Below are 22,177 nucleotides of genomic sequence, written 5' to 3' on the forward strand. Positions count from 1 at the left end.
GAGAGTGGAAAATTATGTAATCAAGCAAGCAAGACTTATAAATGAAGAGCGAGTAGATATACTTGTTGAGAATGGTATTATTCAAAAAATTGCCCCATGTATTGAGACTTCATATGAAACATTGAATTTTCAAGATTGTTATGTGAGTGCTGGATGGATTGATATTCATACACATTGTTTTGATAAATTTGAAATCTATGGTGACCAGGCTGATTTCATTGGTTATCCTCATGGTGTATGTACTGTTGTAGATGCAGGGACAGCAGGGAGTGATACAATTGATGAATTTTATCAGCAAGTCAAAAATGCAAAGACAAGAGTTTATTCTTTATTAAATATATCCAGTCCAGGAATTTTTGCTCAAGATGAATTAGCTGATTTAAAACGTTTAAATCAAGAAGCTATTGTTCAGGCATGTCAAAAATATCCTCAATTTATTGTTGGATTAAAAGCCAGAATGTCAAAGAGCGTATTAGGAGATTCAGGGAATCAGCCATTAATATTTGCTAAGGAAATGCAAAAGTTTGTTAATTTACCAATTATGGTACATATTGGAACAGCTCCAAGTGTATTAGAAAATATTGTGGATATGTTAGATGAATATGATATTATAACACATGTTTTTAATCCTAAACAAAATGGTATTCTTGATAAGGGATACATCAAGGATTGTGTTTATCAGGCAATTGAAAAAGGTATTATTTTAGATTTAGGTCATGGAACTGATAGTTTTTCATTTGAAACTGCTAAAATAGCATTTCAAAATGGAATAAAAGTGAATACTATTAGTAGTGATATTTATTTTAAAAATCGAATAAATGGACCAGTTTATGATCTTGCTACAACCATGAATAAGATGTTATATATTGGCTATTCATTAGCCGAAGTGATTCGCTGTGTAACAGTGAATGCATCTAAAGCTTTACACCTTGATCATCTAGGTAGTATAGAAGTTGGGAAAACTGCCGATTTTACAGTTTTTCATATTTGTCCACAAGACATTGAATTGACAGATTCATTACACCAAAAAGTGACGATGTGTCATTATTTAAAGCCAGATTATACAATTGTGAAAAATCATCTTTATCAAATAGAGGAGGATAAATAATGGATGTTTATGAAAAATATCATGTGAGTCGAGTTATTAATGCATCAGGGAAAATGACCATTCTTGGGGGTTCAAGAGTGAATGAGCAGATTATTGACCAATGTGCAATTGGGGCTGGAAATTTCTTTGAAGTGAAAAACTTGCTTGATAAGACGGGGGAATATATAGCTCATCTTTTAAATGTTGAGAGTGCCTATATTGTCAATAGTGCATCGGGTGGAATTGCCCAGGCAATAGGTGCGGCTATTTGCCAAGATGATTATCATAAAATCATGAATCTTTATGACCCATCACTTTTAAAAAGAGAAGTCATTATTTGTAAAGGGCATAATGTTAATTATGGTACAGCAATTGAAGTGACAATGCGTTTGGGTGGAGCAAAGGTTGTAGAGGCAGGATATGCTAATGAATGTACTTTAGAAAGCGTTAAAGCTTGTATTCATGAAAATACAGCAGCTCTACTTTATGTTAAATCACATCACTGTGTACAAAAGGGAATGCCGACACCAGAAGAATTTATTGATTTAGCACACCAGTATCATTTACCAGTTATTGTAGATGCGGCTGCTGAAAGTGATTTGATAAAATATTATCAAATGGGAGCGGAATGCGTGATTTATTCAGGAACAAAAGCATTAGGTGGACCAACTTCTGGGTTGGTTATTGGTAAGAAAAATTATATTGATCTTATTAAGATGCAATATGCTGGAATTGGACGAATTATGAAAGTCGGAAAAGAAAACATAATTGGTTTAACTTATGCAATTGAAGAATATGTGCGTAAGCCACAAATGACAATAGAACAGCAAACTGCACGTTTCAAACAATTTAATGATTTATTAAATCAATTAAATGGTATATCAGCAAAATGTATTCAAGATGGTGCTGGACGTCCAATTGTACGTAGTGAAATTACATTGAAGACACATGATGCTAAAGAAGTCAGTCGCTTGTTAAAAACTGGTGATGTGCATATTTATACTCGTGATTATAAAGCAAATTTAGGACAAATTGAAATAGATATACGTGATGTCAATGATGAAGAATTGATGATGATTTATCAACGTATTAAAGAAATAGTGGAGGAATAAGATGGAAAAGAAACCAAATTACTTAAATGATCGAATTTGTTTAAATGTCTTAACAAATTCATTAGCAAATGCCAAGGCATTATATGATATTACTAAAGGACATATTTTATTAGGATTATTATCTAAAAATTATCCAGATAATGCTTCAGCAATTGAAGATATGTTAAAATATGCAGCCATTACTGATAATTGTATATCAGTTGGTTTAGGGGCAGGAGATCCCAAACAATCTCAAATGGTCAGTGAAATTTCACAATATATTCAACCTAGACATGTTAATCAGGTTTTTACTGGTGTGGGAACAACACGCGCTTTACTTGGACAAAATGATACAGTTGTTAATGGGCTTATTTCTCCTACAGGAACAGTGGGAATGGTCAAAATTTCTACCGGTCCATTAAGTAGTCAAGGAAAAGATGCCATTGTGCCAGTTGATACAGCAATTATGATGTTAAAAGATATGGGATGTTCATCAGTCAAATTCTTTCCTATGAAAGGGTTATCTACAAAAGATGAATATGAAGAAGTTTGTCATGCTTGTGTCCGCAATGATTTTATGTTAGAACCAACAGGTGGCATTGATTTAGATAACTTTAAAGAAATATGTCAAATTGCATTAGATGCAGGAGTCAAAAAAGTGATTCCTCATGTCTATTCATCAATTATTGATCAAGAAACAAAGTTAACACGTGAAGAAGATGTTCAAAAATTATATGAAATGATGAAAGATTTAACAAAGTAGGTGAATGTATGAAAATATTAGCATTTGGAGAAGTTATGATGCGTATGATGCCATCTGACTATAAAACATTAACACAAGTCAATGAATTAGAGTTTTTATTTACAGGAACAGGTATCAATATATTATCTGGATTATATCAGATGGGAGAACAGGTTTCATTTGTGACTAAACTGCCAGATAATGCAATTGGAAAAGCGGCCAGTGCTAATATTAGAAAACTTGGTATTGATGATCGTCATATTGTTTATGGTGGATATCATATGGGGATATATTTTTTAGAAAAAGGTATAGGTAATCGTGCCAGTCAAGTGACATACTTAAACCGTAAAGATAGCTCTTTTGGACAAAGTCAGTTATCTGATTATGATTTTTCTTGTTTAGATGGCCAAGATGCTTTGCATATTTGTGGGATATCTTTAGCAATGAATGAAAATGTGAGAGAAGTTGCATTTGCTTTTGTGAAGGAAGCAAAACAAAGAGGTTTAAAAGTTATTTTTGATTGTAATTTTAGACCAAGTCTTTGGAGCGATGATGAACGACCTTATGTCAAAACAATTTATGAAGATATGTTGAATCTAGCTGACATTGTTTTTGCAGGTTATAAAGATGCAACACTTTTATTAGAAATGACTGTTGATAATACCCTCCCTTTCAAACAACAGTTAGAATATTTGCTTAAACAAATGTGTCAACAATATCATATAGAAACAATATTTGGAACAATCCGCAATGAAGATAGTATAACGGGTTATATGATGAATTGTGGTCAGCTTGTAAAGAGTAAAGAATATGTGCTGACAGTTTATGATCGTGTTGGTGGTGGAGATGGTTTTGCCGCAGGAGCTATTTATGGATATTTACACCAAATGAATCCTAATGACCTTATCAATTATGCGACAGTAAGTGGTGTTTTAGCACATACGACTTATGGAGATAGTCCAATTGTTACAAAAGAACAAATTAATGATTTTATAAAATATGGAAAAGAAGATATCAAAAGATAATTTGATTGATTCTTAGCTGTTGACGAATTTGCTTTGTCATACAGCTTTTTATTTTTATATGGTATGAAAGGAAATTGAAGAGAATTATTTTTTAATAATGTGTTACTCTTTCAAAAACACTTTGGGATAGTTAATAACAGTATTCTTCTATTAAAAACAACATGTTTTTTTAAAATGGTTTAAAAAAACGAAAGAGAATACAGATAGCAAATTTATTTTCAAGAGATGAAAATATTGTGCAAAGTTTCTAAATATGATTATACTGTAAGTATAGAACAAGGAGGATGAATAATGGAAAAGAAACCTGTTAAAATTGTTACAATCGGTGGAGGAAGTAGTTATACTCCAGAATTAATGGAAGGATTTATCAAAAGATACGATGAACTTCCTATCAGAGAAATTTGGTTAGTTGATATTGAAGATGGTAAGGAAAAAATGGAAATCGTTGGTGCTATGGCTCAACGTATGTGGGATGCATCTCCTTATGATGTCAAAGTGCACATGACTTTGGATCGTAGAGAAGCATTACCAGGTGCTGACTTTGTTACAACTCAATTTAGAGTTGGTTTATTGAATGCTCGTATCAAAGATGAAAGAATTCCTTTCTCTTATGGAATGCTAGGACAAGAAACAAATGGTGCTGGAGGAATCTTCAAAGCCTTTAGAACAATTCCAGTCATCTTAGGTATTGTAGAAGACATGAAAGAATTATGTCCTGATGCTTGGTTAATTAACTTCACAAATCCAAGTGGAATGGTGACAGAAGCAGTCATGAAATATGGTCAATGGGACAAAGTTATTGGATTATGTAATGTACCAGTAGGTGCAATGATGAAAGAACCAGAAACAATTGGAAAAACATTAGATCAATTAACTTATAAGTTCGCTGGATTAAATCATTTCCACTGGCATAAAGTTTATGATGAAAATGGAAAAGAAGTGACTCAAGATATTATTGATGCAATGTATGAAGGTAAAGATGGTGGATTACCAGCAAACATTCATGACATTCCATTCTTCAAAGAACAATTAGATACTATGAAAATGATTCCTTGTGGATATCATAGATATTACTATCGTCAACAAGAAATGTTGGCACATGGATTAGAAGAATATAGTGATCCAAAAGTAGGAACACGTGGACAACAAGTGAAACAAACAGAAGCAGAATTGTTTGAATTATACAAAGATCCTAACTTAGATCATAAACCAGAACAATTAGCGAAACGTGGAGGAGCACATTATAGTGATGCAGCATGTGAAACAATTGCATCAATCTATTCAAATGCCAATAGACACATTGTTGTGACAACAAGAAATAATGGAGCAGTGCCTGATTTACCAGCAGACTGTGCAGTAGAAGTTTCAGCATACATTGGAGCAACAGGAGCAAAAGCAATTGCGTTTGGAGAATTGCAACCAGCAGAAAAAGGATGGTTACAATGCATGAAAAACATGGAACACTGTGTAGAAGCAGCAGCAGTAACAGGAGATTATGGAATGGCATTACAGGCATTCATCTTAAATCCACAAATTCCATCAGGAGAAAAAGCAAAACAAGTATTAGATGAATTATTATTAGCACATAAGAAATACTTACCACAATTTGCAGAAAAGATTGCAGAATTAGAAGCAGCAGGAGTCACAATTAAAGATGATGTTGCTAGAGAATTAACTGAAAAAGGATTATAAAAAATCTGGAAAGATACTTCAAATGAGGTATCTTTTTTCTGATTATAAATATAAATAATTATTTAAATGTATAAAATTATATCTATATAGAAAAGCTTAAGTTATATATTTTTTTTCTTTGAAATCTTATCATGAATAAATTATAATAAAAAAAGAGGTGATAAATCATGTTATTCACATATCGACAAATAGCTGAATTAAATGAAACAGAAACATTTATTTATCAATATGTTATTAAAAATATTTCAGCAGTAGCTAAGATGAGTATTAGAAAGTTAGCTGATGAAACACATGTTTCAACAGCTACTATTGTTAGATTTTGTCAAAAACTAGACTGTTTAGGGTATGCTGAATTTAAAACAAAATTAAGATTGTTCCAAAAAGGTTTAACACTTCCTGCTGTTGATGATGAAATAGATACTATTCAGGATTTTTTCGAATATGCTAAAAGTGATAATTTCAAGAAAAAGATAAATCAGTTTGTCGATTATGTAGAACATGCAGATCAAATATTTTTTTTAGGAATTGGAACAAGTGGTTTATTAGGAAGATTTGGTGCTAGATATTTTTCTAATGTTGGATACTTTAGTCAAGGAATTGATGATCCTTATTATCCACCACCATGTAATGAAAGTCAGAATAATCTTTTGATTGTATTAAGTGAGAGTGGTGAAACAAGAGAGGTCATTGATCAATTAAAAATGTATCAAACAACCAAAATGAAGATTGTTACAATCACTAATAAAAAAGGAACAACAATAGATCGTATGGCTGATCTTAGCATACATTATTATATAGAAGATATAATTTTACCTCAAACATATAATGTATCTACACAAATTCCTGTCATGTATATCCTTGAACGTGTTACAAGGGAATTACAAAATCGTAAAGTGAAATTTCTTCCATTAAAGTCTACAAGCAGAAATTTATAATTTTTGCTTTTTATTTTAGTTTTCTTGTTACAAAAAATGTAACGGTTTACATATTTGATGTAAGCCCTTTTTCTTTTCTCTTGTTTATGATAATTTAACAGTGTGATGAAAAGGCATTCGCTATTTAAGCGTTGTTATAAAGCGCATATAATTACACTTAAATAAGTTTGTGATGGAATACTTAAAAGTTGGCCCCTTTTAAGTATTCCTCAAAATGTATTTCATGATATTGAGAGAAAGGGAGAACAAAGAAGATATGTTAAAAAAAGTAAAGTCGATAAATTACAAAGCTTTATTGCTAGTTTTTGGTATGATTGTTACGCTTATAAAACCAGTGCCAATTGCTGCTGCCAGTGCTACAGTACCTGAATTTAGCACAGATAAAACATATGCAATTGTATTAAAGTCAACAAATAAAGCTGTGCAAGTTAGAGATGTGTCATGGCAAGAAGCAGGAGCGGTACATGTTGATGGAATAGTGAGTGATGGAAAAACAAACAGTAAAAGTGGCTTTGAAATAAAAAAAGATAATGATGGGAAGTATTTTTTTAATTCAGTTGCTAATAGTGTACAGTTAAAATGTGAGGGTGTTTTAGGTGAAGGTATCTCATTTGTGTTCAATTTAGAAAAAGATTCAAATAATCATAAATTTTCAATTGAAGCAACAGATGAAGGATTAAAGCTAAAGTCTAATGCTGGAGCTTATCTTGGAGTAGATTCAGATGATATGCTCATTAAAGTATCTGATGATAAAGCAGCATTGTTTGATATTCAAGAAGTGATAGTTGCAGATGATTCAGTAACTATTGAAAATGTAGATACTAAAAAATTAGTCACTTTTAAAGATCAAACAGAACTGGAAGCAATTAAAGTGACAGGAGAAAAAAATAATGTGACAAATGATGAAAAATTTACAACTGTCTATACATCAAACGATAATCATGTTATTGAAGATATGAAAGATAAGACGATAGACACAGTAGGTTTTAAATCGAAATCTCATCCAAATATGGTTATTATTTCAGCATATTGGAATGATGGTGCTGATAGTCAAATCGTAGCTAAAGCTTCTAACCCTGGTGGTTGGGAATCTGTGGTTGTAAGTCCTAATGGTGATGGTACAGTTTCATTAAGAAGTTCATATACTTATCAGTATATCACGGTTAATGACAAAAACGAATTAGAACTATGTGATAAAAAAACTGAGGAATTAACAGATAGAGAAAAGTATATTATTCATACGGATGCTCCTGCTGAATTAAGTCTTGCAACTGATTTTAAAGTTAGGGACAAAGGAGAAACTGCAACCAGTATTGATTTATCATGGACGAATCCAACAAAATGTATCTATACAGGGTTAGAATTATTACAGGCAAATCAAGAGGGAAGATTTGAAAAAATAGCGGATGTATCAAATCGGTCTTCATATAAAGTAGAAGGATTAAATTCGTCAACAACCTATCAATTTAAATTACGTACAGTGAATGCAAATGGTGAAACTGAATCGGTTAGGTTTTTGTCTAAAGATACTGAAGCGATAAGTGCAACAACGCTTTCTGGTGTAAGACCTGGAATACCTACAAATGTCAATTGTCAAAGTCGTGATGATGGTAAAATTGATATTACTTGGAAAAAATCAGAAAATGCGACAAATTATGTAATTCAAAGAGCTGAAAGTTTATACAGTCAATATGAAGAAGTAGCAAAAGTAGATGGAGATGCTACAACTTATACATATGAATATACTAATGGAAAATATGAAAATTATTTTAGAGTTGTTGCTGATAATAACAGAGTTCAATCTAAAGAGTCAAATACTACATCATTAGAAACTCAATTATTTGGAAAGAATGTCTTAATATTTTCAGAAAAAGACGATATAGCAATGGTTAATAAATTAATTAGAGATATCTATAATGAACAAAGTGATTTTAAAGCTAATGCACAGTTTAATCAAAAAAGATATGCTATTTATTTTAAACCAGGTGATTATACTGGATTAAATACAATTCCAGTTGGGTTCTATACTCAAGTTGCTGGGTTAGGTGAAACACCAAATGATGTTTCTGTTAATAATATTACAGTACCAGCATATTTAGATGATAATAATGCAACTTGTAATTTCTGGAGATCAATTGAAAACTTAGCTGTAAAAAAAGTTGATCCAGTTGAAGGTGATGATGTATTTGGTGCTTATGGAAATGGCGATTCCCCAGATAAGGGACGTGACCGTTATTTAAACTGGTCAGTTGCCCAAGCTGCACCAATGAGAAGAATTGATTCTGAAAGAGCAGTTGCTTATGACTGGAATTTTGGATGGGCTAGTGGTGGATACAATGCTGATAGTAATATATCTGGTTTTGTAGATGATAATGGAACTGCTATTAGCGCAGGAACTTTTTCAGGACAACAGTTCTATACAAGAAATACAAATATAGCAAAAAATGTTTATGGATGTACATTAAATCATTTCTTCCAAGGGGTAAAAGGGGGTAATCTTCCTACTGATGATCCACTGTTAGGTGGAAATGGTTATAGTAATTGGAAAAAACCTAATGATAAAGGAGAACAACAAATTGTAACCAATATAGCAACTACTCCTATTATTAGAGAAAAACCATTCTTGTTTATGCAAAATGGTGAATATAAAGTATTTGTTCCATCTATTAGAAAAGATGCTACAGGTACAAGCTGGTCAGCTGGTAATATGGGTGAAGGAAAAGTTGTTTCTTTAGATGAATTCTATATTGCAAAAGAAGGCGATACTGCTGAAAAAATTAATGAACAATTAGATAATCAGAAAAATGTTTTCTTTACACCAGGAATATATCATGCTGAAGAAACTATTAATGTTAATAAAAAGGATACAGTTGTATTAGGAACAGGAATGGCTTCTATTGTTCCAGAAAACAAAGATGCAGCAATGAAAGTTGCTGATGAAGATGGTATAACAATTGCTGGATTGATTTTTGATGCTGGAACTTATAATTCTGAATATATGTTACAAGTAGGAACAAGTAGCGCATCAAAAGATCACAGTGCTAATCCAACATTATTAGCTGATTTATTCTTCCGCATTGGTGGAACAACAAATGAAGCTACATCTGCTAAAAATGCATTAGAAATAAATAGCAATAATGTTATTGGCGATCATTTCTGGATTTGGCGTGCTGATCATGGTGCTGGGGTAAGCTGGCATGGTAATGCAGCACAAAATGGTTTAATTGTAAATGGTGATAATGTAACATGCTATGCATTATTCAATGAACATTTTGAAGATTATACAACATTATGGAATGGTGAAAATGGGAGAACATATTTCTATCAAAATGAAACTGCATATGATGCAATTTCTCAGGATCCATCAAATGAAGATGCATGGTTATCTCATAATGGAACAGTAAAAGGATATGCTTCATATAAGGTATCTAATAATGTTAATAGTCATTATGCTGTAGGATTAGGAATTTATAATGTATTTATTTATACAGGTGGAGGAGAATTTGGTAAAAAGTATTATGATGGGGGAGTACAAATTGAGTTAGATAATGCCATTGAAGTACCAAATAAAGAAAATGTTATTGTAGAAAATGCTTGTTTACAAACATTTGCTAAATCTGGTGTAGAAGGTGGTTTATACCAAAGTACAAATCACATTATTAATGGAGTTGGTACTGGTGTATCTGCAGGGTATTTAAGAGAAGAAACAAGAGCTGCTGATGGGTCGCTAAATGGTAGACTTTTAGATAAAGATGGAAATCCTTTGCCGACTAAGATTTATACTATTAAATCTAAAAATGAGTTTGACGCTGATGTATTTAAGTATGTCATTAGAGAAGTAGATGATAAAGGCAATGAAATAGTTTTAAATGGTAATGATGATGAATATGATTTAGATGCATTAGTAAAGAAAGGTTTCACTTATAACATAAATAAAGATTCTGGTGCATTAGAAGTTTATAATAATGGAAATTGGATTAATCCAGGGGATTTCCAATATATTATACCTCTCCGTGATACTCCTATTTCAAAAGCTGTCAAAGGTAATGGATGGGCAAGAACATTCTTAGCAAGTTATCAAAATGGTACGGCCATCTATGGAAAGGCACCTACATCAAAATCTGAATTTAATAAATTTATTGGTTTAGAAACTAAAGAAAATGTTGCTCAACCAATGAATGAAAAGGGTGATGTTAATGTGACTGCATTGCAAAATGCATATAATGAAGCATTAAAATTAAAAGCAGAAAATTATTCTAAGACTTCATGGAATGTATTTAATAAAGCTTTAGAAATTGCTAAAAAACAAATTATAAATCCATATACTGTTGAAGGAATGAAAGATGATAAATCTTGTATTGAACTTTGGGGAAAACAAGCAGATGTACAACCTGCAGTTGATGCATTAAATGCTGCTATTAAACAATTAACAGTTGATAAAACTGAATTAAATAATCTTATAAAAACTCAAATTGAAGATAAATCTCAATATACAGAAAAATCATATAATGATTATATGAAAGCGTTAGAAGTGGCTAAGGGGATTATTGATAAGAAAGATGCAACGCAAAAAGAAATTGATGATGCATATAAGACATTACAAACATCAATAAACGGTTTAACTATAGATAAATCAAAATTAGAAGAATTAGTAAAAACTGAAGTTGATAAATCTAAGTATACAGAAGAATCATACCTTGCTTATACAAAAGCATTAGAAACAGCTAAAAAAGCTATTGATAATGAAAAAGCAACATCAAAAGAAATCAATGCTGCTTATAATGATTTAGCTCAAGCAATTAAAGAATTAAGAGTTATTGATTCTCAAACAGAAGAACCTAATAAGGATACAACTCCTGATCAATCTGGTCATAATCAATCAGATAATAAAAAAACTGATGGAACAAATCAAGCAAAACCAACAACAAAAATACATGCATCAAAAAATGCAAAAACTGAAGATGAAACACCATTAACAGTATATGCATTCTTAGGTTTATGTGCGATTTCAGGAGCATATGTGGTTTGCAAAAGAAAAAGAGAAAATTAGGTGAATATGATGATAAGCAAATATATTAAGAAAACAGGTCTGGCACTTTTAAGTGCTGGACTACTTCTTTCACCGATTTCAGTTTTTGCCGCAACTTCACAGGATTATTCAAGCTGGAAAAGCGAAGCTTTACAATATCCACAAAAAGGACAATTGGTGCCAGCTGGCCCAATTCAAATTACATGGGATGCTCTGAGTTTAAATGATACAAATGTAAAACAGTATAATGTTTATCTAGATGATGATCAGCCTATTACTGTTGCTCATAATGAAGAAAAAGAACAAAATATAGAAATTTATACAACGGAGGTGAAAAGCCACCAATTACATATTTCTGCTATATTGGATGATGGTAGTGAAATTAATACCAATCAAAGAACTTTCTATGTCTCTAAAAAGGGAGTTGCATATGAAAATGTTGACGATGTTGAAAATTTAGATGCCTCATGGTATTACAACTGGGGGACTCAACCAACTGCGAAAAAGTCAAATTTAGATTTTGTACCAATGATTTGGGGTCATTCACAAAATGAACTTAATAATCTACAAAATATAAAAACTGATGGATATACGACTGTTCTTGGTTTTAATGAACCAGAGGGAACATTGGGAGGTCAATCGAATGTTTCAGTTAATGATGCTATCACAAGTCTAGAAGATTTTCGTAACAGTGGTTTAAGAGTTGGTTCTCCTGCTGTTGAACATATCAGTGAAATAGCTGATGATGGTTCATGGATGAATCAGTATATGCAACAAGTTGCTCATGATGATATTGATTTTATTGCTGCACATGAATATTTCTATGATATATGTGGTGAAAATACGAAGAAAGAAGCTATTCAATTTTTAGATAGTTTACAGACTGTTTATGAATTATATCAAAAACCAATATGGATTACTGAAATAGGTGTTGTTAATTGGGATGAAAATTGGCCACATTATTCATATACGAATGAAGAAGGAAAAGCAGAAGTCCAGGAATTTATGGATTATATTGTGAATGGGGTAGATGGCTATAAAGGATTAGATGATCTTGAATATGTTGAAAGATACGCCTGGTTTCCATTTGATACAACCAGTACAGCTGCTGGTGCTTCCGGACTTTTCTTTACGGGAAGTGATATTAAACAAAATGCTCAGTTAAGTTTAGGAGCGTTGACGCAATTAGGTCAACAATATAAAAACTATAGCCTTGCTGATGATTATCAATCTGATATTATGCCTGATGATGTTTATATGGATGATAATATTGTGGAGATAGAAAAGAAAGTGACTGTTTATATTGATGAAAATAATTATGAGATAGAAATGGGAAGTATCTTTGCTCAACCTAAAGATCCATCTAAAGAAGGTTATAAGTTCGTTGGATGGTATAGTGATGATAAATTCATAAACTTATATGATTTCTCTCAACCCGTTTGTGATGATTTATCACTCTATGCAAAGTTTGAAAAATTAGATGAGCCAGTAGAATACTGGATTGTTAAAGTTGGTGAAACAACTTATCAAGTTGAAAAAGGAACAACACTTTCAAAAATCAGTGATCCAGTCAAAGATGGATATGTATTTAAAGGCTGGTATACTGATGCTGATTTCTTACATGCATTTGATTTTGATAAGGCTATTGATAGCGATATTGAACTCTATGCAAAGTGGGAAAAAGCAACAGAAAATATTTCTGATGAAGATAATACAGTAACTGAAAAGAAAACAACAGTAACAACAAGTGATGCAACACAAATATATGTTTTTGTTATGATGATGGTTATTTCAGGAGGAATGTTATTTATTACAAAAAGAAATTCTTAAAGAATAGTTCATAGTTATTTCACACATATAAAAAATACTATCTTAATCAAAAGATAGTATTTTTTAGTGCTTAAACAGAAATCTGTTACTTTTTTATTTTCATATTCTGAAATCGTTTGGAACCCCTTTCATTATTCCTCGCATGTGCTATACTAAAGTAAAGGATTACTTTGTGTCACAAAGTAATGAAAAATATAGTGAATTATTACTATATTGGGTCTCATTTATTTTTAATTTATTTAAATACATTAAAAAGAATGATTCATGAAAAAATATAATGTATTTAGTAAGTTCTGCTCTGTGTTTTTATCATTAGCATTTGTTTTAGCAATGATGTTGAATGTTGTTGAAGCAAAAGATTCTATACAGTATGATAATCATACTGCAGGAACTGAGGAATTCAGTATTTTAGATGGTGAGGTTAAACAAACTGTTAAAACAGATGATGGCACTTGGACTTTTACAATTGAGGATGTTGAACCTAAAAATCCAACAATCACTCCTTATTACGAACAGAATTGGGTAATAGGAAGCTTTAATAAAAAAGTATCTGCGATTTTAGAAGATATAGAAGGTATTGAAACGAGTCTTCTAGCAAAAATGAGTGCTAGATTTGCTGGGTCAATCAATCCTTCTGTCGCTAGAATAACTAAAGTTTCAGATGGAGATTTTAATGCTACAATTATTAATCCAATTCCTAATACAGAAAAATATGAAATATTACAATCTAGTGCAACTCCTAATGATTATCCAGCTCAGGCAAGATTTCGTCAGAAATATTCAATTAGTACACCTTTTGGAGTGTATGGACAGCATGATATGTGTCTATATCTTTGTGTAACAACTACTGGATACGCTAGAATTTATATGGAAGGAATATGGTAGTTAATAAGTTTTTGAAAAGAGGGTGATTAAATTATGTTAATACCAATTATGAGTTATGTTGTTCTTTTCATGTTACCATTTTTCATGTATTCTACAGGAAAAAAACTTACAGAAATTAGAGATATTTTAAAAGAATTAAACGAAAGACAAAAGAGTACAACAGAAAAGGATTCAGAGTAATTTTTATGAAAGGGAATCTATGAATCTATTTCAAGATTCCCTTTTCTCCTAATTGGATTTTAACTCATAATTATACATATTTACATTAAACTTATGGAATTTGCCTGGGACTTGACGGAACTATATTACCCATTCTGGATATTATCAAACATGCAGAACAGATATAATATTATTAATACATCTATAAGAAAAGAAATTATTGAACAAAACTCTAATCTTATAATTATTTATTGAAATAAGCATGAATACCACATCTTTGAGGTGAGTGTGTTGTCTGTAAACTATGTCACAAGAGGATATCAGGTTCCTCTTTATCCTAATGCAATGCAAAAGGTTCTTCTGAAAAAGACTTTTGGCTGTACTCGCCTTGTCATTAATCACTTTCTTGCGATTCAAAAAGAAAGCCTAATGAATCAGGGACATATCTATACAAAAATTCAGATATCCCATATGCTGACGCTTATGAAAAAGGATGAACAGTTTTCATTCCTTGGAGAAGTGGATTCTGTTGCTCTGCAGTCATCATGTGAAAATCTTGACTTGGCTTTCACTAAGTTCTTTAAGGAGCATAAGGGATTTCCGCATTTCAAGAAGAAGGGATACTACAGCAGCTATACAGCCAAGAACAATAACGAATGCATACGTACTGGTCATAACTGCATAAGACTTCCTAAGATTGGCTGGGTGAAAACCAAGCTCCACCAGTCCATAGAAGGTCATATTCAGAGAGTCAGTGTTATTGATCATGGAGATGGAAGCTATTCCCTTTCCATATGTGCCTCATGTGTTCTAGTAGAGACACTGGATATCCAATCAATGATGAATGGAATGGTATGGAAAGAAGTTCATCAGGATCGATCAGTATGAACCCAGCTCACAGAGATGTCATGTCTGTGGATACATCAATAAGAAAGTCAGGGACTTAGGCATAAGGGAATGGGAATGTCCAGAATGTCAAACAAAGCATAATCGGGACATCAATGCAGCAATCAACATCAAAAAAGCTGCCAATAGAATAGCAGCATAAAATAACAATAGGCTAGGTACAGTCTAGGAAACAAAGTGCGAGTAATACTTGGCACCGAAACGAGACCACATGTTTTACATGTGGAGTGTCATATTCTGGAGGTTATTATGAAAAATAAAAAAATAAGAAAACTCCTCATTGGAATTCTAGTCAGTATTGTATTCATTATTGGTATTAGCGTATTTGATAATATTATAAATCATGCTAGCTATGCATATATCAAAGATGTTTATACTAAAAACGATAATATTATTATTTCTGTAGATGGAGGAAACGGTGATTCTAAGTATCATCATTATGAATTTAATGAGATTGGTAATGGTATTTATGAATTTCAGCTGTATGTTTCAGCTGTAAGTGGAAAAGTTTTTCCAGTTGAAATTGAACTAAATAACAAATCTGATAAGATTAAAGAGATTAGACAAAAACCAAATAATGGGGATGAATCAGGTAAGGAATATGAGATTATATATCCTATTAAAAATACTATCTTAATCAAAAGATAGTATTTTTTAGTGCTTATCAGTGATAAATCCTTTAATCCCTAGAAGAACCAAAACACTGGTTTGTTTTGATATATCTTCTAAAGATTCTTTTTGATGATTTTGAAACCATTCCTGATATATACCAATCATTCCTGATACAGCATAATTAATCATGATATTTAATTGCTGTTCATTCATATCAGTTTTATCTTTTAAGGCTTCTTTAAGTTTAGCTTTAATGCTATTACTCATTTTTGTCATTAGATTAGAATTGTGTTCCATTGTTAAAAAATGACTATAAAAGTTAATATCATTATTAATAATCAAAGTTAATTTTTCTAAAAATAAAGAAGGAGAATCCATAAAGTTATCAAAATCAAACTCTTCAATCGCCTGTTCAAAATTATGAATTGTGTCATTTTCTATTTCATTTAATAATTCATATATATTATTGTAATAGTTATAGAATGTTTTTCTATTAATATCTGCTTTTTGGGCTATTTCTTTAATTGTAATATCATTCATATCTTTTTGTGAAAGAAGTTCTGTAAAAGCATTATGAATTGCTTTTTTTGTTTTGATAATTCTTCTATCTATTTTTTGATTAGTCATATTTATACCTCGATTTCTTTTAATAATGTGGTATATTTCCGTATTGAATAAGAAATGTAGATTATGCATCAGATATCAAAAAGGATGTCCATTGTAAAATGCCACATATGTATTATAATACACATATGTGGTATATTTCAACAAAGATGAAAATATTTCACTAAGGAGGTTACATAATGAACTTATCACAACATTTAAAAGAAAATATAATTAATAAATTATATGATTATCTTGAACATAATCCTGAAAAGCATATGCCGCAAATTATGGAACTGGTTGATAGACTTGATATTCATCAAACCCTTCAGATTCAAAGAGATTTTGTTAGAGAAATTATTCAAGATCCTCAAAATATCTGGTATCAGTATATCTGTGATATCTTAAAAAGTATTGATCGAGAAGTTGGGAAAACGATATTTAGAAATTTTATTATTAATGCTGGTGTAGAAGGATATGCTAAACAGATTCAACTCAAAAATCAATATGGATGTAATATTCCATGGACGATTTTATTAGATCCAACATCTTCATGTAATTTAAAATGTACGGGCTGCTGGGCAGCGGAATATGGTCATCAATTAAATTTATCATATGAAACAATAGATAATATTATTTGTCAAGGGAAAGAATTAGGTGTGTATTTTTATATTTATACTGGTGGGGAACCTTTGGTAAGAAAAAAAGACTTAATACGTATATGTGAAAAACATAATGATTGTATCTTTTTATCATTTACCAATGCAACATTGATTGATGAAGCTTTTGCTGAGGAAATGTTAAGAGTGAAAAACTTTATTCCTGCTATAAGTGTAGAAGGTTTTCAAAAAGCAACGGATTCAAGAAGAGGTCAAGGAACATATCAGAGTGTTATCAAAGCAATGAGTTTATTAAAAGAGAAGAAATTGCCTTTTGGTATTTCATGTTGTTATACGAGTCAAAATGTTGATGAAATTGGCAGTGCTGCTTATTTTGATCAAATGATAGAATGGGGAGCAAAATTCTGTTGGTTTTTCCACTATATGCCAGTTGGTATGGCAGCTGTAAAAGAACTGATGACAACCCCACTTCAAAGAGAATTTATGTATCATCAGATTCGTCATTTTAGATCTACAAAACCAATATTTACAATTGATTTTCAAAATGATGGAGAATATGTTGGAGGATGTGTTGCGGGTGGACGACGTTATTTACATATTAATGCTAAAGGTGATGTTGAACCATGTGTTTTCATTCATTATTCAAATGTGAATATCCATGATTGTAATTTATTAGAAGCTTTGCAGAGTCCACTATTTATTGCTTACCATGATAACCAACCATTTAATGAGAATCATTTAAGACCATGTCCAATGTTAGAAAATCCTCAACGTTTAAGAGAACTGATTAAACAAAGCAAGGCTGTAAGTACTGATTATGAAAGTTTTGAAACAGTTGATCATTTATGCGAAAAATGTGATGAATATGCTAAGGCATGGGCACCAGTTGCTGAATATCTATGGCAAAAAGAAGATTATGAAAATGAATAATCTTCTTTTTTTTACAAAATAAAGAATAATCGTGTATACTATGAATAAAGGGAAGTGATGTCATGATAACACCAAAACATTTAAAGAAAACAATTAAAGGAAATTATCGTCTCATTGCGATTAGTGATATTCATGGTCATCTTGATCGATTCATTGCATTATTGCAAAAGGTTCATTATACACCAGAAGATTATTTGGTGATTATTGGTGATTTTGTTGAAAAAGGTGATCAAGTGATTGAAACAATTCATTATATAAAAAAATTAAGTCAAAATAAACGCGTTTTTGTTTTAGCAGGAAATTGTGAATGGGCATTGGATGCATTATTGACAGTACCTGAATTAGCCCCACAAATCCCTCAATATCTCAAGCGAGTATCGACTAATGGATGTATTAGAGAGGTTTATCATCTTTTACATTTGGATGATGGACATGAAACCACATTAGGTGTTCAAAAGAAAATTTTGGAATATCTTAAAGAGGAAATTGATTTTATTTCTCATTTACCAGTGACTTTAAAAATAAACCAATTTCTTTTTGTTCATGCAGGAGTAGAGAAAAGAAAAGATTATCAAAATTCTTCCTTATCATCATTACTTGAAATGCAGCATTTCTATGATCAAGGACATATTTTAAAAGAAATGGTGGTTGTTGGGCATTTGCCTACTTCTAATTATTATTTAGACCATATATGTAATGATGTTATTATTAATGAAAAGAAAAAAATAATCAGTATTGATGGAGGAACAGGTGTTAAAGCAGTTTCACAATTAAATGCATTGATTATTGAATGTTGTGATGACAAAGTGCAATTTCATCAAGAGGCTGTTCAACCATTGCCAATCTATTGGATTATTGAGGATGTTTATGAAAAATCTCAGTTAGCGCACAAAATAGGTTATCCCTATTTTGAAGTGAAAGTTCTTCAGACAGGAGAACAATTCACAGAATGTATTCAAGAAGAAACACATCAAAGACTGATGATAAAAAATGAATTTTTGTATCAAAAAAATGGTAAAACATTTTGCTTAGATGATTATACAGATTATATGATTTCTGCTAAAGCAGGTGAATATGTGAAGCTTTTAGGAATTTATGGTGAATATGCATATGTGATTTATCAAAATCAAGTTGGTTGGATAAAATATGAATATTTAAAAGCATTATAGCCATACTATAAATGGTGATGAAAATGAATGAAGAGACATGTATAGAAGAATTATTAAATGGATTAAATATGGGTATGATTGCGATTGATCATCTTATGGATAAGATAGAAGATGTAAAATTAAGAGATATCGTTATCCATCAGAGAAAACATTATGGCGATTTAAAAGAAAAGGTTGTTGATACTTATCCCCATGCTGAAGATGAAGTTAAAAATAAATTTATGCTAGAATCAATGATTGAAATGAAAACTTTACTGACTGATGATGCAAAAATTGCCAAAATGTTAACAGAAGGAAGCAATCAAGCAATTATGACCATGACACATCTTTTAAATAAAGAAATACAAATTGATCAGACATTGAAAAGCTATTGTGATGATTTTGAAGATATTTCAAAAAAATATATTGAAGAATTGAAAGAGTTTTTATAATCAAAAAACGAGTGTCAACTCGTTTTTTTGCATTCATTAATAATATATTGTTATCGGGGGTTGTAAAAAATAGTCAATGAAGTACAATGATAATATGAATATTGACTGAGTGGGTCAGATGGGGTGGATTATGAATGAGAAATTCTTAGAATTACCTAAAGAAAAGCAATTAAAGATTATTAATGCTGGGATGGAATATTTTGGCAAGTATGGTTATAAGAATGCAAAAACTGATGATATTGCCACAAAAGCAGGAATTTCTAAAGGTTTATTGTTTTATTATTTTAAAAATAAAAAAAGTTTTTTCTTATATTTGTATCATTTTTGTGAAGATGTTTTGGTTGATTATATCAATAATCAGAAGTTACAGGAAATGACTGATTTTTTTGATATTATTGATTATGGAGCAATTCAAAAAATAGAAATGATAACAAAGTATCCTTATATGTTAAGTTATATTATGAAAGCTTTTTATTCTCAAAAAGAAGATGTCAGTGGTGATTTAAATGATTTAATACAACAAACAATGACTCAATCTTATGATCAATATTTTCAGAATATTGATATGAGTAAGTTCAAGGAAGATATTGATTTAAAAGAAATCTATCAAATGCTTGTTTGGATGATGGAAGGTTATCTTTTAGAAAAACAGCGTTATGGTGCTGAATTAGATATAGATGAAATGATGAAAGAATTTGAAAGATGGAAAATGATATTTAAGAAACTGTGTTATAGGGAGGAATATTTATGAGTGTTATAGAAATTAATCATATCACAAAAGATTATGGGAATCATAAAGGGGTTTTTGATGTTTCTTTTGAGGTGGAAAAAGGGGAAGTTCTGGGATTCTTAGGACCAAATGGAAGTGGTAAGACAACAACAATTCGACAACTTATGGGTTTTATGAAACCCGATCAAGGTGAAGTGAATATTTTAGGCATGAATTGTTTTGAAGATGCTAAGCAAGTTCAGTCTCAATTAGGATATCTTCCTGGAGAAATTGCTTTTATGGAGGATATGACAGGTCTAGAGTTTATTCGTTTTATGGGTCAAATGAAAAATATGAAGAATATGGATAAGGCAGATGAACTGATTCGTTTTTTAGAATTAGATGCACGTGGAAAAATGAAACGTATGTCTAAAGGAATGAAACAAAAAATAGGAATTGTGATTGCTTTTATGCAGGATACTCCAATTCTAATACTAGATGAACCCACTAGTGGACTAGATCCTTTGATGCAAAATAAATTCATTGATTTAATCCGAAAAGCAAAACAAGAAGGAAAAACGATTTTAATGTCTTCGCATATTTTTGAGGAAGTTGAAAACACATGTGATCGTGTTGTAATGATAAAAGAGGGACAGATTGTTGCGACTGAGACGATGGAAAACTTAAGGAAAAATCGTATGAAACATTATGAAATTCATTTTTATGATGAAATGGAAGCCCAAGATTTTATAACAAGATATCCACAAGCTCATAAAAATATGAAGGTTGTGAGTTTAATGCTGAAAGGACATACAAATCAGTTATTACAGGATTTAAGTCAATATGATATTGATGATTTTAATGCAAGACCTCAATCATTAGAAGAATTGTTTTTACATTATTATGGAGGTGCAAAATAATGTCTATTGTTTTATTTAAAAGAGAGTGGAAATCAAATTATAAAATTATTTTCATATTTATTGCTATTTTAACACTTTATGAATCATTAATAGTTGCTATGTATGATCCAAAATTAGGAGAAAGTCTTAATATGATGGCTGAAACAATGCCACAGTTATTTGCTGCATTTGGTATGACTGATCCAGGCTTAACATTATTAGATTTTATTACAAATTATCTGTATGGATTTATTTTAACAATAATTCCTTTGATTTATACAATGATTATGTGTCATCGTTTAATGGCGAGATATATTGATAAAGGGTCAATGGCATATCTTTTAGCAACGCCTCATACGCGTACACAAATTATGTTTACACAATTGTTCGTTTTACTAAGTGGAGTGTTCTTATTGCTTATTTATTCAATCATTTTAATTCTCGGTTGTAGTATGATGATGTTCACTGATTCAATTGAGATGAATAAATTTCTGATCATGAATGTTGGTTTAGTAGGTATTCATACATTATTTGCATGTATCTGCTATTTAACAGCATGTACATTTAATGAAACAAAATTATCAATTGGGATTGGTGCTGGAATAGGCATTGCTTCTATTTTGATTCAAATGTTATCACAAGTCAGTGATAAAATAGATTTTTTGAAATATATAACACCATTAACTTTATTTGATCCTAAAGGATTACAGGCTTATGACCAACAAGCTCTAATCAATACAGGAATATTATTTGTACTAGCAATACTTTGTATCTTGGCTACACAAATCATATTTAAAAAGCGCGATTTACCATTATAAAAAGT

20 protein-coding genes are annotated in these 22,177 nt (G+C 31.0%); 19 read left to right on the top strand and 1 reads right to left on the bottom strand.

Annotation, left to right across the window (positions count from 1 at the left end):
• Positions 1-4 precede the first annotated feature (4 nt).
• The 13 genes from BN1865_RS14915 to BN1865_RS14965 all read left to right on the top strand — a co-directional run bounded on the left by BN1865_RS14915 (position 5) and on the right by BN1865_RS14965 (position 16,029).
• On the top strand, positions 5-1,108 hold the full coding sequence (locus tag BN1865_RS14915) for an amidohydrolase/deacetylase family metallohydrolase (RefSeq protein ID WP_102134080.1): 1,104 nt from the start codon (positions 5-7) through the stop codon (positions 1,106-1,108).
• Positions 1,108-2,199, top strand: a complete 1,092-nt coding sequence (locus BN1865_RS14920) for a DgaE family pyridoxal phosphate-dependent ammonia lyase (protein ID WP_050638056.1) — start codon at positions 1,108-1,110, stop codon at positions 2,197-2,199. The genes BN1865_RS14915 and BN1865_RS14920 overlap by 1 nt, the downstream gene beginning before the upstream one ends.
• Position 2,200: 1 nt before the next feature.
• Complete coding sequence (gene dagF / locus BN1865_RS14925) at positions 2,201-2,941, top strand: 2-dehydro-3-deoxy-phosphogluconate aldolase (RefSeq protein ID WP_050638057.1); 741 nt, start codon at positions 2,201-2,203, stop codon at positions 2,939-2,941.
• Positions 2,942-2,949: 8 nt separating this feature from the next.
• Complete coding sequence (locus BN1865_RS14930) at positions 2,950-3,945, top strand: sugar kinase (RefSeq protein WP_050638058.1); 996 nt, start codon at positions 2,950-2,952, stop codon at positions 3,943-3,945.
• A 291-nt stretch (positions 3,946-4,236) separates the two neighbouring features.
• Positions 4,237-5,637, top strand: coding sequence for a 6-phospho-beta-glucosidase (locus BN1865_RS14935; protein WP_050638059.1), 1,401 nt, complete (start codon positions 4,237-4,239; stop codon positions 5,635-5,637).
• 167 nt (positions 5,638-5,804) lie between these two features.
• A complete protein-coding gene (locus BN1865_RS14940; RefSeq protein WP_050638060.1) occupies positions 5,805-6,572 on the top strand; it encodes a MurR/RpiR family transcriptional regulator in 768 nt (255 codons plus the stop codon).
• A 256-nt stretch (positions 6,573-6,828) separates the two neighbouring features.
• Positions 6,829-11,622, top strand: a complete 4,794-nt coding sequence (locus BN1865_RS14945) for a fibronectin type III domain-containing protein (protein WP_050638061.1) — start codon at positions 6,829-6,831, stop codon at positions 11,620-11,622.
• Between the two features lie 6 nt (positions 11,623-11,628).
• A complete protein-coding gene (locus BN1865_RS14950) occupies positions 11,629-13,431 on the top strand; it encodes a glycosyl hydrolase (protein WP_157844138.1) in 1,803 nt (600 codons plus the stop codon).
• Between the two features lie 264 nt (positions 13,432-13,695).
• Positions 13,696-14,316: a hypothetical protein gene (locus tag BN1865_RS14955; protein WP_050638063.1), complete on the top strand. Its 621-nt coding sequence runs from the start codon at positions 13,696-13,698 to the stop codon at positions 14,314-14,316.
• Positions 14,317-14,349: 33 nt separating this feature from the next.
• On the top strand, positions 14,350-14,496 hold the full coding sequence (locus BN1865_RS18465) for a hypothetical protein (protein WP_157844139.1): 147 nt from the start codon (positions 14,350-14,352) through the stop codon (positions 14,494-14,496).
• Positions 14,497-14,763: 267 nt separating this feature from the next.
• Positions 14,764-15,363: a helix-turn-helix domain-containing protein gene (locus tag BN1865_RS14960; RefSeq protein ID WP_157844140.1), complete on the top strand. Its 600-nt coding sequence runs from the start codon at positions 14,764-14,766 to the stop codon at positions 15,361-15,363.
• Entirely contained in the window at positions 15,320-15,523 is a 204-nt protein-coding gene (locus BN1865_RS19115) for a zinc ribbon domain-containing protein (protein ID WP_082190008.1), read from the top strand. Before BN1865_RS14960 ends, BN1865_RS19115 begins: the two co-directional genes overlap by 44 nt.
• Positions 15,524-15,630: 107 nt before the next feature.
• A complete protein-coding gene (locus BN1865_RS14965) occupies positions 15,631-16,029 on the top strand; it encodes a hypothetical protein (protein ID WP_050638065.1) in 399 nt (132 codons plus the stop codon).
• A 6-nt stretch (positions 16,030-16,035) separates the two neighbouring features.
• Here BN1865_RS14965 and BN1865_RS14970 read toward each other — a convergent pair whose 3' ends face one another.
• On the bottom strand, positions 16,036-16,620 hold the full coding sequence (locus BN1865_RS14970; RefSeq protein WP_050638066.1) for a TetR/AcrR family transcriptional regulator: 585 nt from the start codon (positions 16,618-16,620) through the stop codon (positions 16,036-16,038).
• 176 nt (positions 16,621-16,796) lie between these two features.
• Here BN1865_RS14970 and BN1865_RS14975 point away from each other — a divergent pair, with 176 nt between their 5' ends.
• From BN1865_RS14975 to BN1865_RS15000, 6 genes are all read left to right on the top strand, one after another.
• The gene (locus BN1865_RS14975; RefSeq protein ID WP_050638067.1) at positions 16,797-18,146 is read left to right on the top strand and encodes a radical SAM/SPASM domain-containing protein; all 1,350 of its coding nucleotides are present in this window, start codon (positions 16,797-16,799) and stop codon (positions 18,144-18,146) included.
• Positions 18,147-18,208: 62 nt separating this feature from the next.
• Positions 18,209-19,315 (top strand): metallophosphoesterase, encoded by a 1,107-nt coding sequence (locus tag BN1865_RS14980; RefSeq protein ID WP_050638068.1) that lies wholly within the window; start codon positions 18,209-18,211, stop codon positions 19,313-19,315.
• A gap of 23 nt (positions 19,316-19,338) precedes the next feature.
• Positions 19,339-19,746: a hypothetical protein gene (locus tag BN1865_RS14985; protein ID WP_232780414.1), complete on the top strand. Its 408-nt coding sequence runs from the start codon at positions 19,339-19,341 to the stop codon at positions 19,744-19,746.
• Positions 19,747-19,876: 130 nt separating this feature from the next.
• Positions 19,877-20,497, top strand: a complete 621-nt coding sequence (locus BN1865_RS14990; RefSeq protein ID WP_050638070.1) for a TetR/AcrR family transcriptional regulator — start codon at positions 19,877-19,879, stop codon at positions 20,495-20,497.
• Positions 20,494-21,375: an ABC transporter ATP-binding protein gene (locus BN1865_RS14995; protein ID WP_050638071.1), complete on the top strand. Its 882-nt coding sequence runs from the start codon at positions 20,494-20,496 to the stop codon at positions 21,373-21,375. Before BN1865_RS14990 ends, BN1865_RS14995 begins: the two co-directional genes overlap by 4 nt.
• Complete coding sequence (locus tag BN1865_RS15000; RefSeq protein ID WP_050638072.1) at positions 21,375-22,172, top strand: ABC transporter permease subunit; 798 nt, start codon at positions 21,375-21,377, stop codon at positions 22,170-22,172. Before BN1865_RS14995 ends, BN1865_RS15000 begins: the two co-directional genes overlap by 1 nt.
• Positions 22,173-22,177: the final 5 nt, after the last annotated feature.

Origin of the sequence: Candidatus Stoquefichus sp. SB1 (genome assembly GCF_001244545.1) — a bacterium.
Taxonomy (GTDB): Bacteria; Bacillota_I; Bacilli_A; order Erysipelotrichales; family Coprobacillaceae; genus Stoquefichus.

Excerpts from the sequence above, each read along its gene's own strand:
- BN1865_RS14920 (WP_050638056.1), top strand. The coding sequence starts at position 1,108 with ATGGATGTTTATGAAAAATATCATGTGAGTCGAGTTATTAATGCATCA.
- dagF (WP_050638057.1), top strand. The coding sequence starts at position 2,201 with ATGGAAAAGAAACCAAATTACTTAAATGATCGAATTTGTTTAAATGTC.
- BN1865_RS14930 (WP_050638058.1), top strand. The coding sequence starts at position 2,950 with ATGAAAATATTAGCATTTGGAGAAGTTATGATGCGTATGATGCCATCT.
- BN1865_RS14935 (WP_050638059.1), top strand. The coding sequence starts at position 4,237 with ATGGAAAAGAAACCTGTTAAAATTGTTACAATCGGTGGAGGAAGTAGT.
- BN1865_RS14940 (WP_050638060.1), top strand. The coding sequence starts at position 5,805 with ATGTTATTCACATATCGACAAATAGCTGAATTAAATGAAACAGAAACA.
- BN1865_RS14945 (WP_050638061.1), top strand. The coding sequence starts at position 6,829 with ATGTTAAAAAAAGTAAAGTCGATAAATTACAAAGCTTTATTGCTAGTT.
- BN1865_RS14950 (WP_157844138.1), top strand. The coding sequence starts at position 11,629 with ATGATGATAAGCAAATATATTAAGAAAACAGGTCTGGCACTTTTAAGT.
- BN1865_RS14955 (WP_050638063.1), top strand. The coding sequence starts at position 13,696 with ATGAAAAAATATAATGTATTTAGTAAGTTCTGCTCTGTGTTTTTATCA.
- BN1865_RS18465 (WP_157844139.1), top strand. The coding sequence starts at position 14,350 with ATGTTAATACCAATTATGAGTTATGTTGTTCTTTTCATGTTACCATTT.
- BN1865_RS19115 (WP_082190008.1), top strand. The coding sequence starts at position 15,320 with ATGGAATGGTATGGAAAGAAGTTCATCAGGATCGATCAGTATGAACCC.
- BN1865_RS14965 (WP_050638065.1), top strand. The coding sequence starts at position 15,631 with ATGAAAAATAAAAAAATAAGAAAACTCCTCATTGGAATTCTAGTCAGT.
- BN1865_RS14970 (WP_050638066.1), bottom strand. The coding sequence starts at position 16,620 with ATGACTAATCAAAAAATAGATAGAAGAATTATCAAAACAAAAAAAGCA.
- BN1865_RS14975 (WP_050638067.1), top strand. The coding sequence starts at position 16,797 with ATGAACTTATCACAACATTTAAAAGAAAATATAATTAATAAATTATAT.
- BN1865_RS14980 (WP_050638068.1), top strand. The coding sequence starts at position 18,209 with ATGATAACACCAAAACATTTAAAGAAAACAATTAAAGGAAATTATCGT.
- BN1865_RS14985 (WP_232780414.1), top strand. The coding sequence starts at position 19,339 with ATGAATGAAGAGACATGTATAGAAGAATTATTAAATGGATTAAATATG.
- BN1865_RS14990 (WP_050638070.1), top strand. The coding sequence starts at position 19,877 with ATGAATGAGAAATTCTTAGAATTACCTAAAGAAAAGCAATTAAAGATT.
- BN1865_RS14995 (WP_050638071.1), top strand. The coding sequence starts at position 20,494 with ATGAGTGTTATAGAAATTAATCATATCACAAAAGATTATGGGAATCAT.
- BN1865_RS15000 (WP_050638072.1), top strand. The coding sequence starts at position 21,375 with ATGTCTATTGTTTTATTTAAAAGAGAGTGGAAATCAAATTATAAAATT.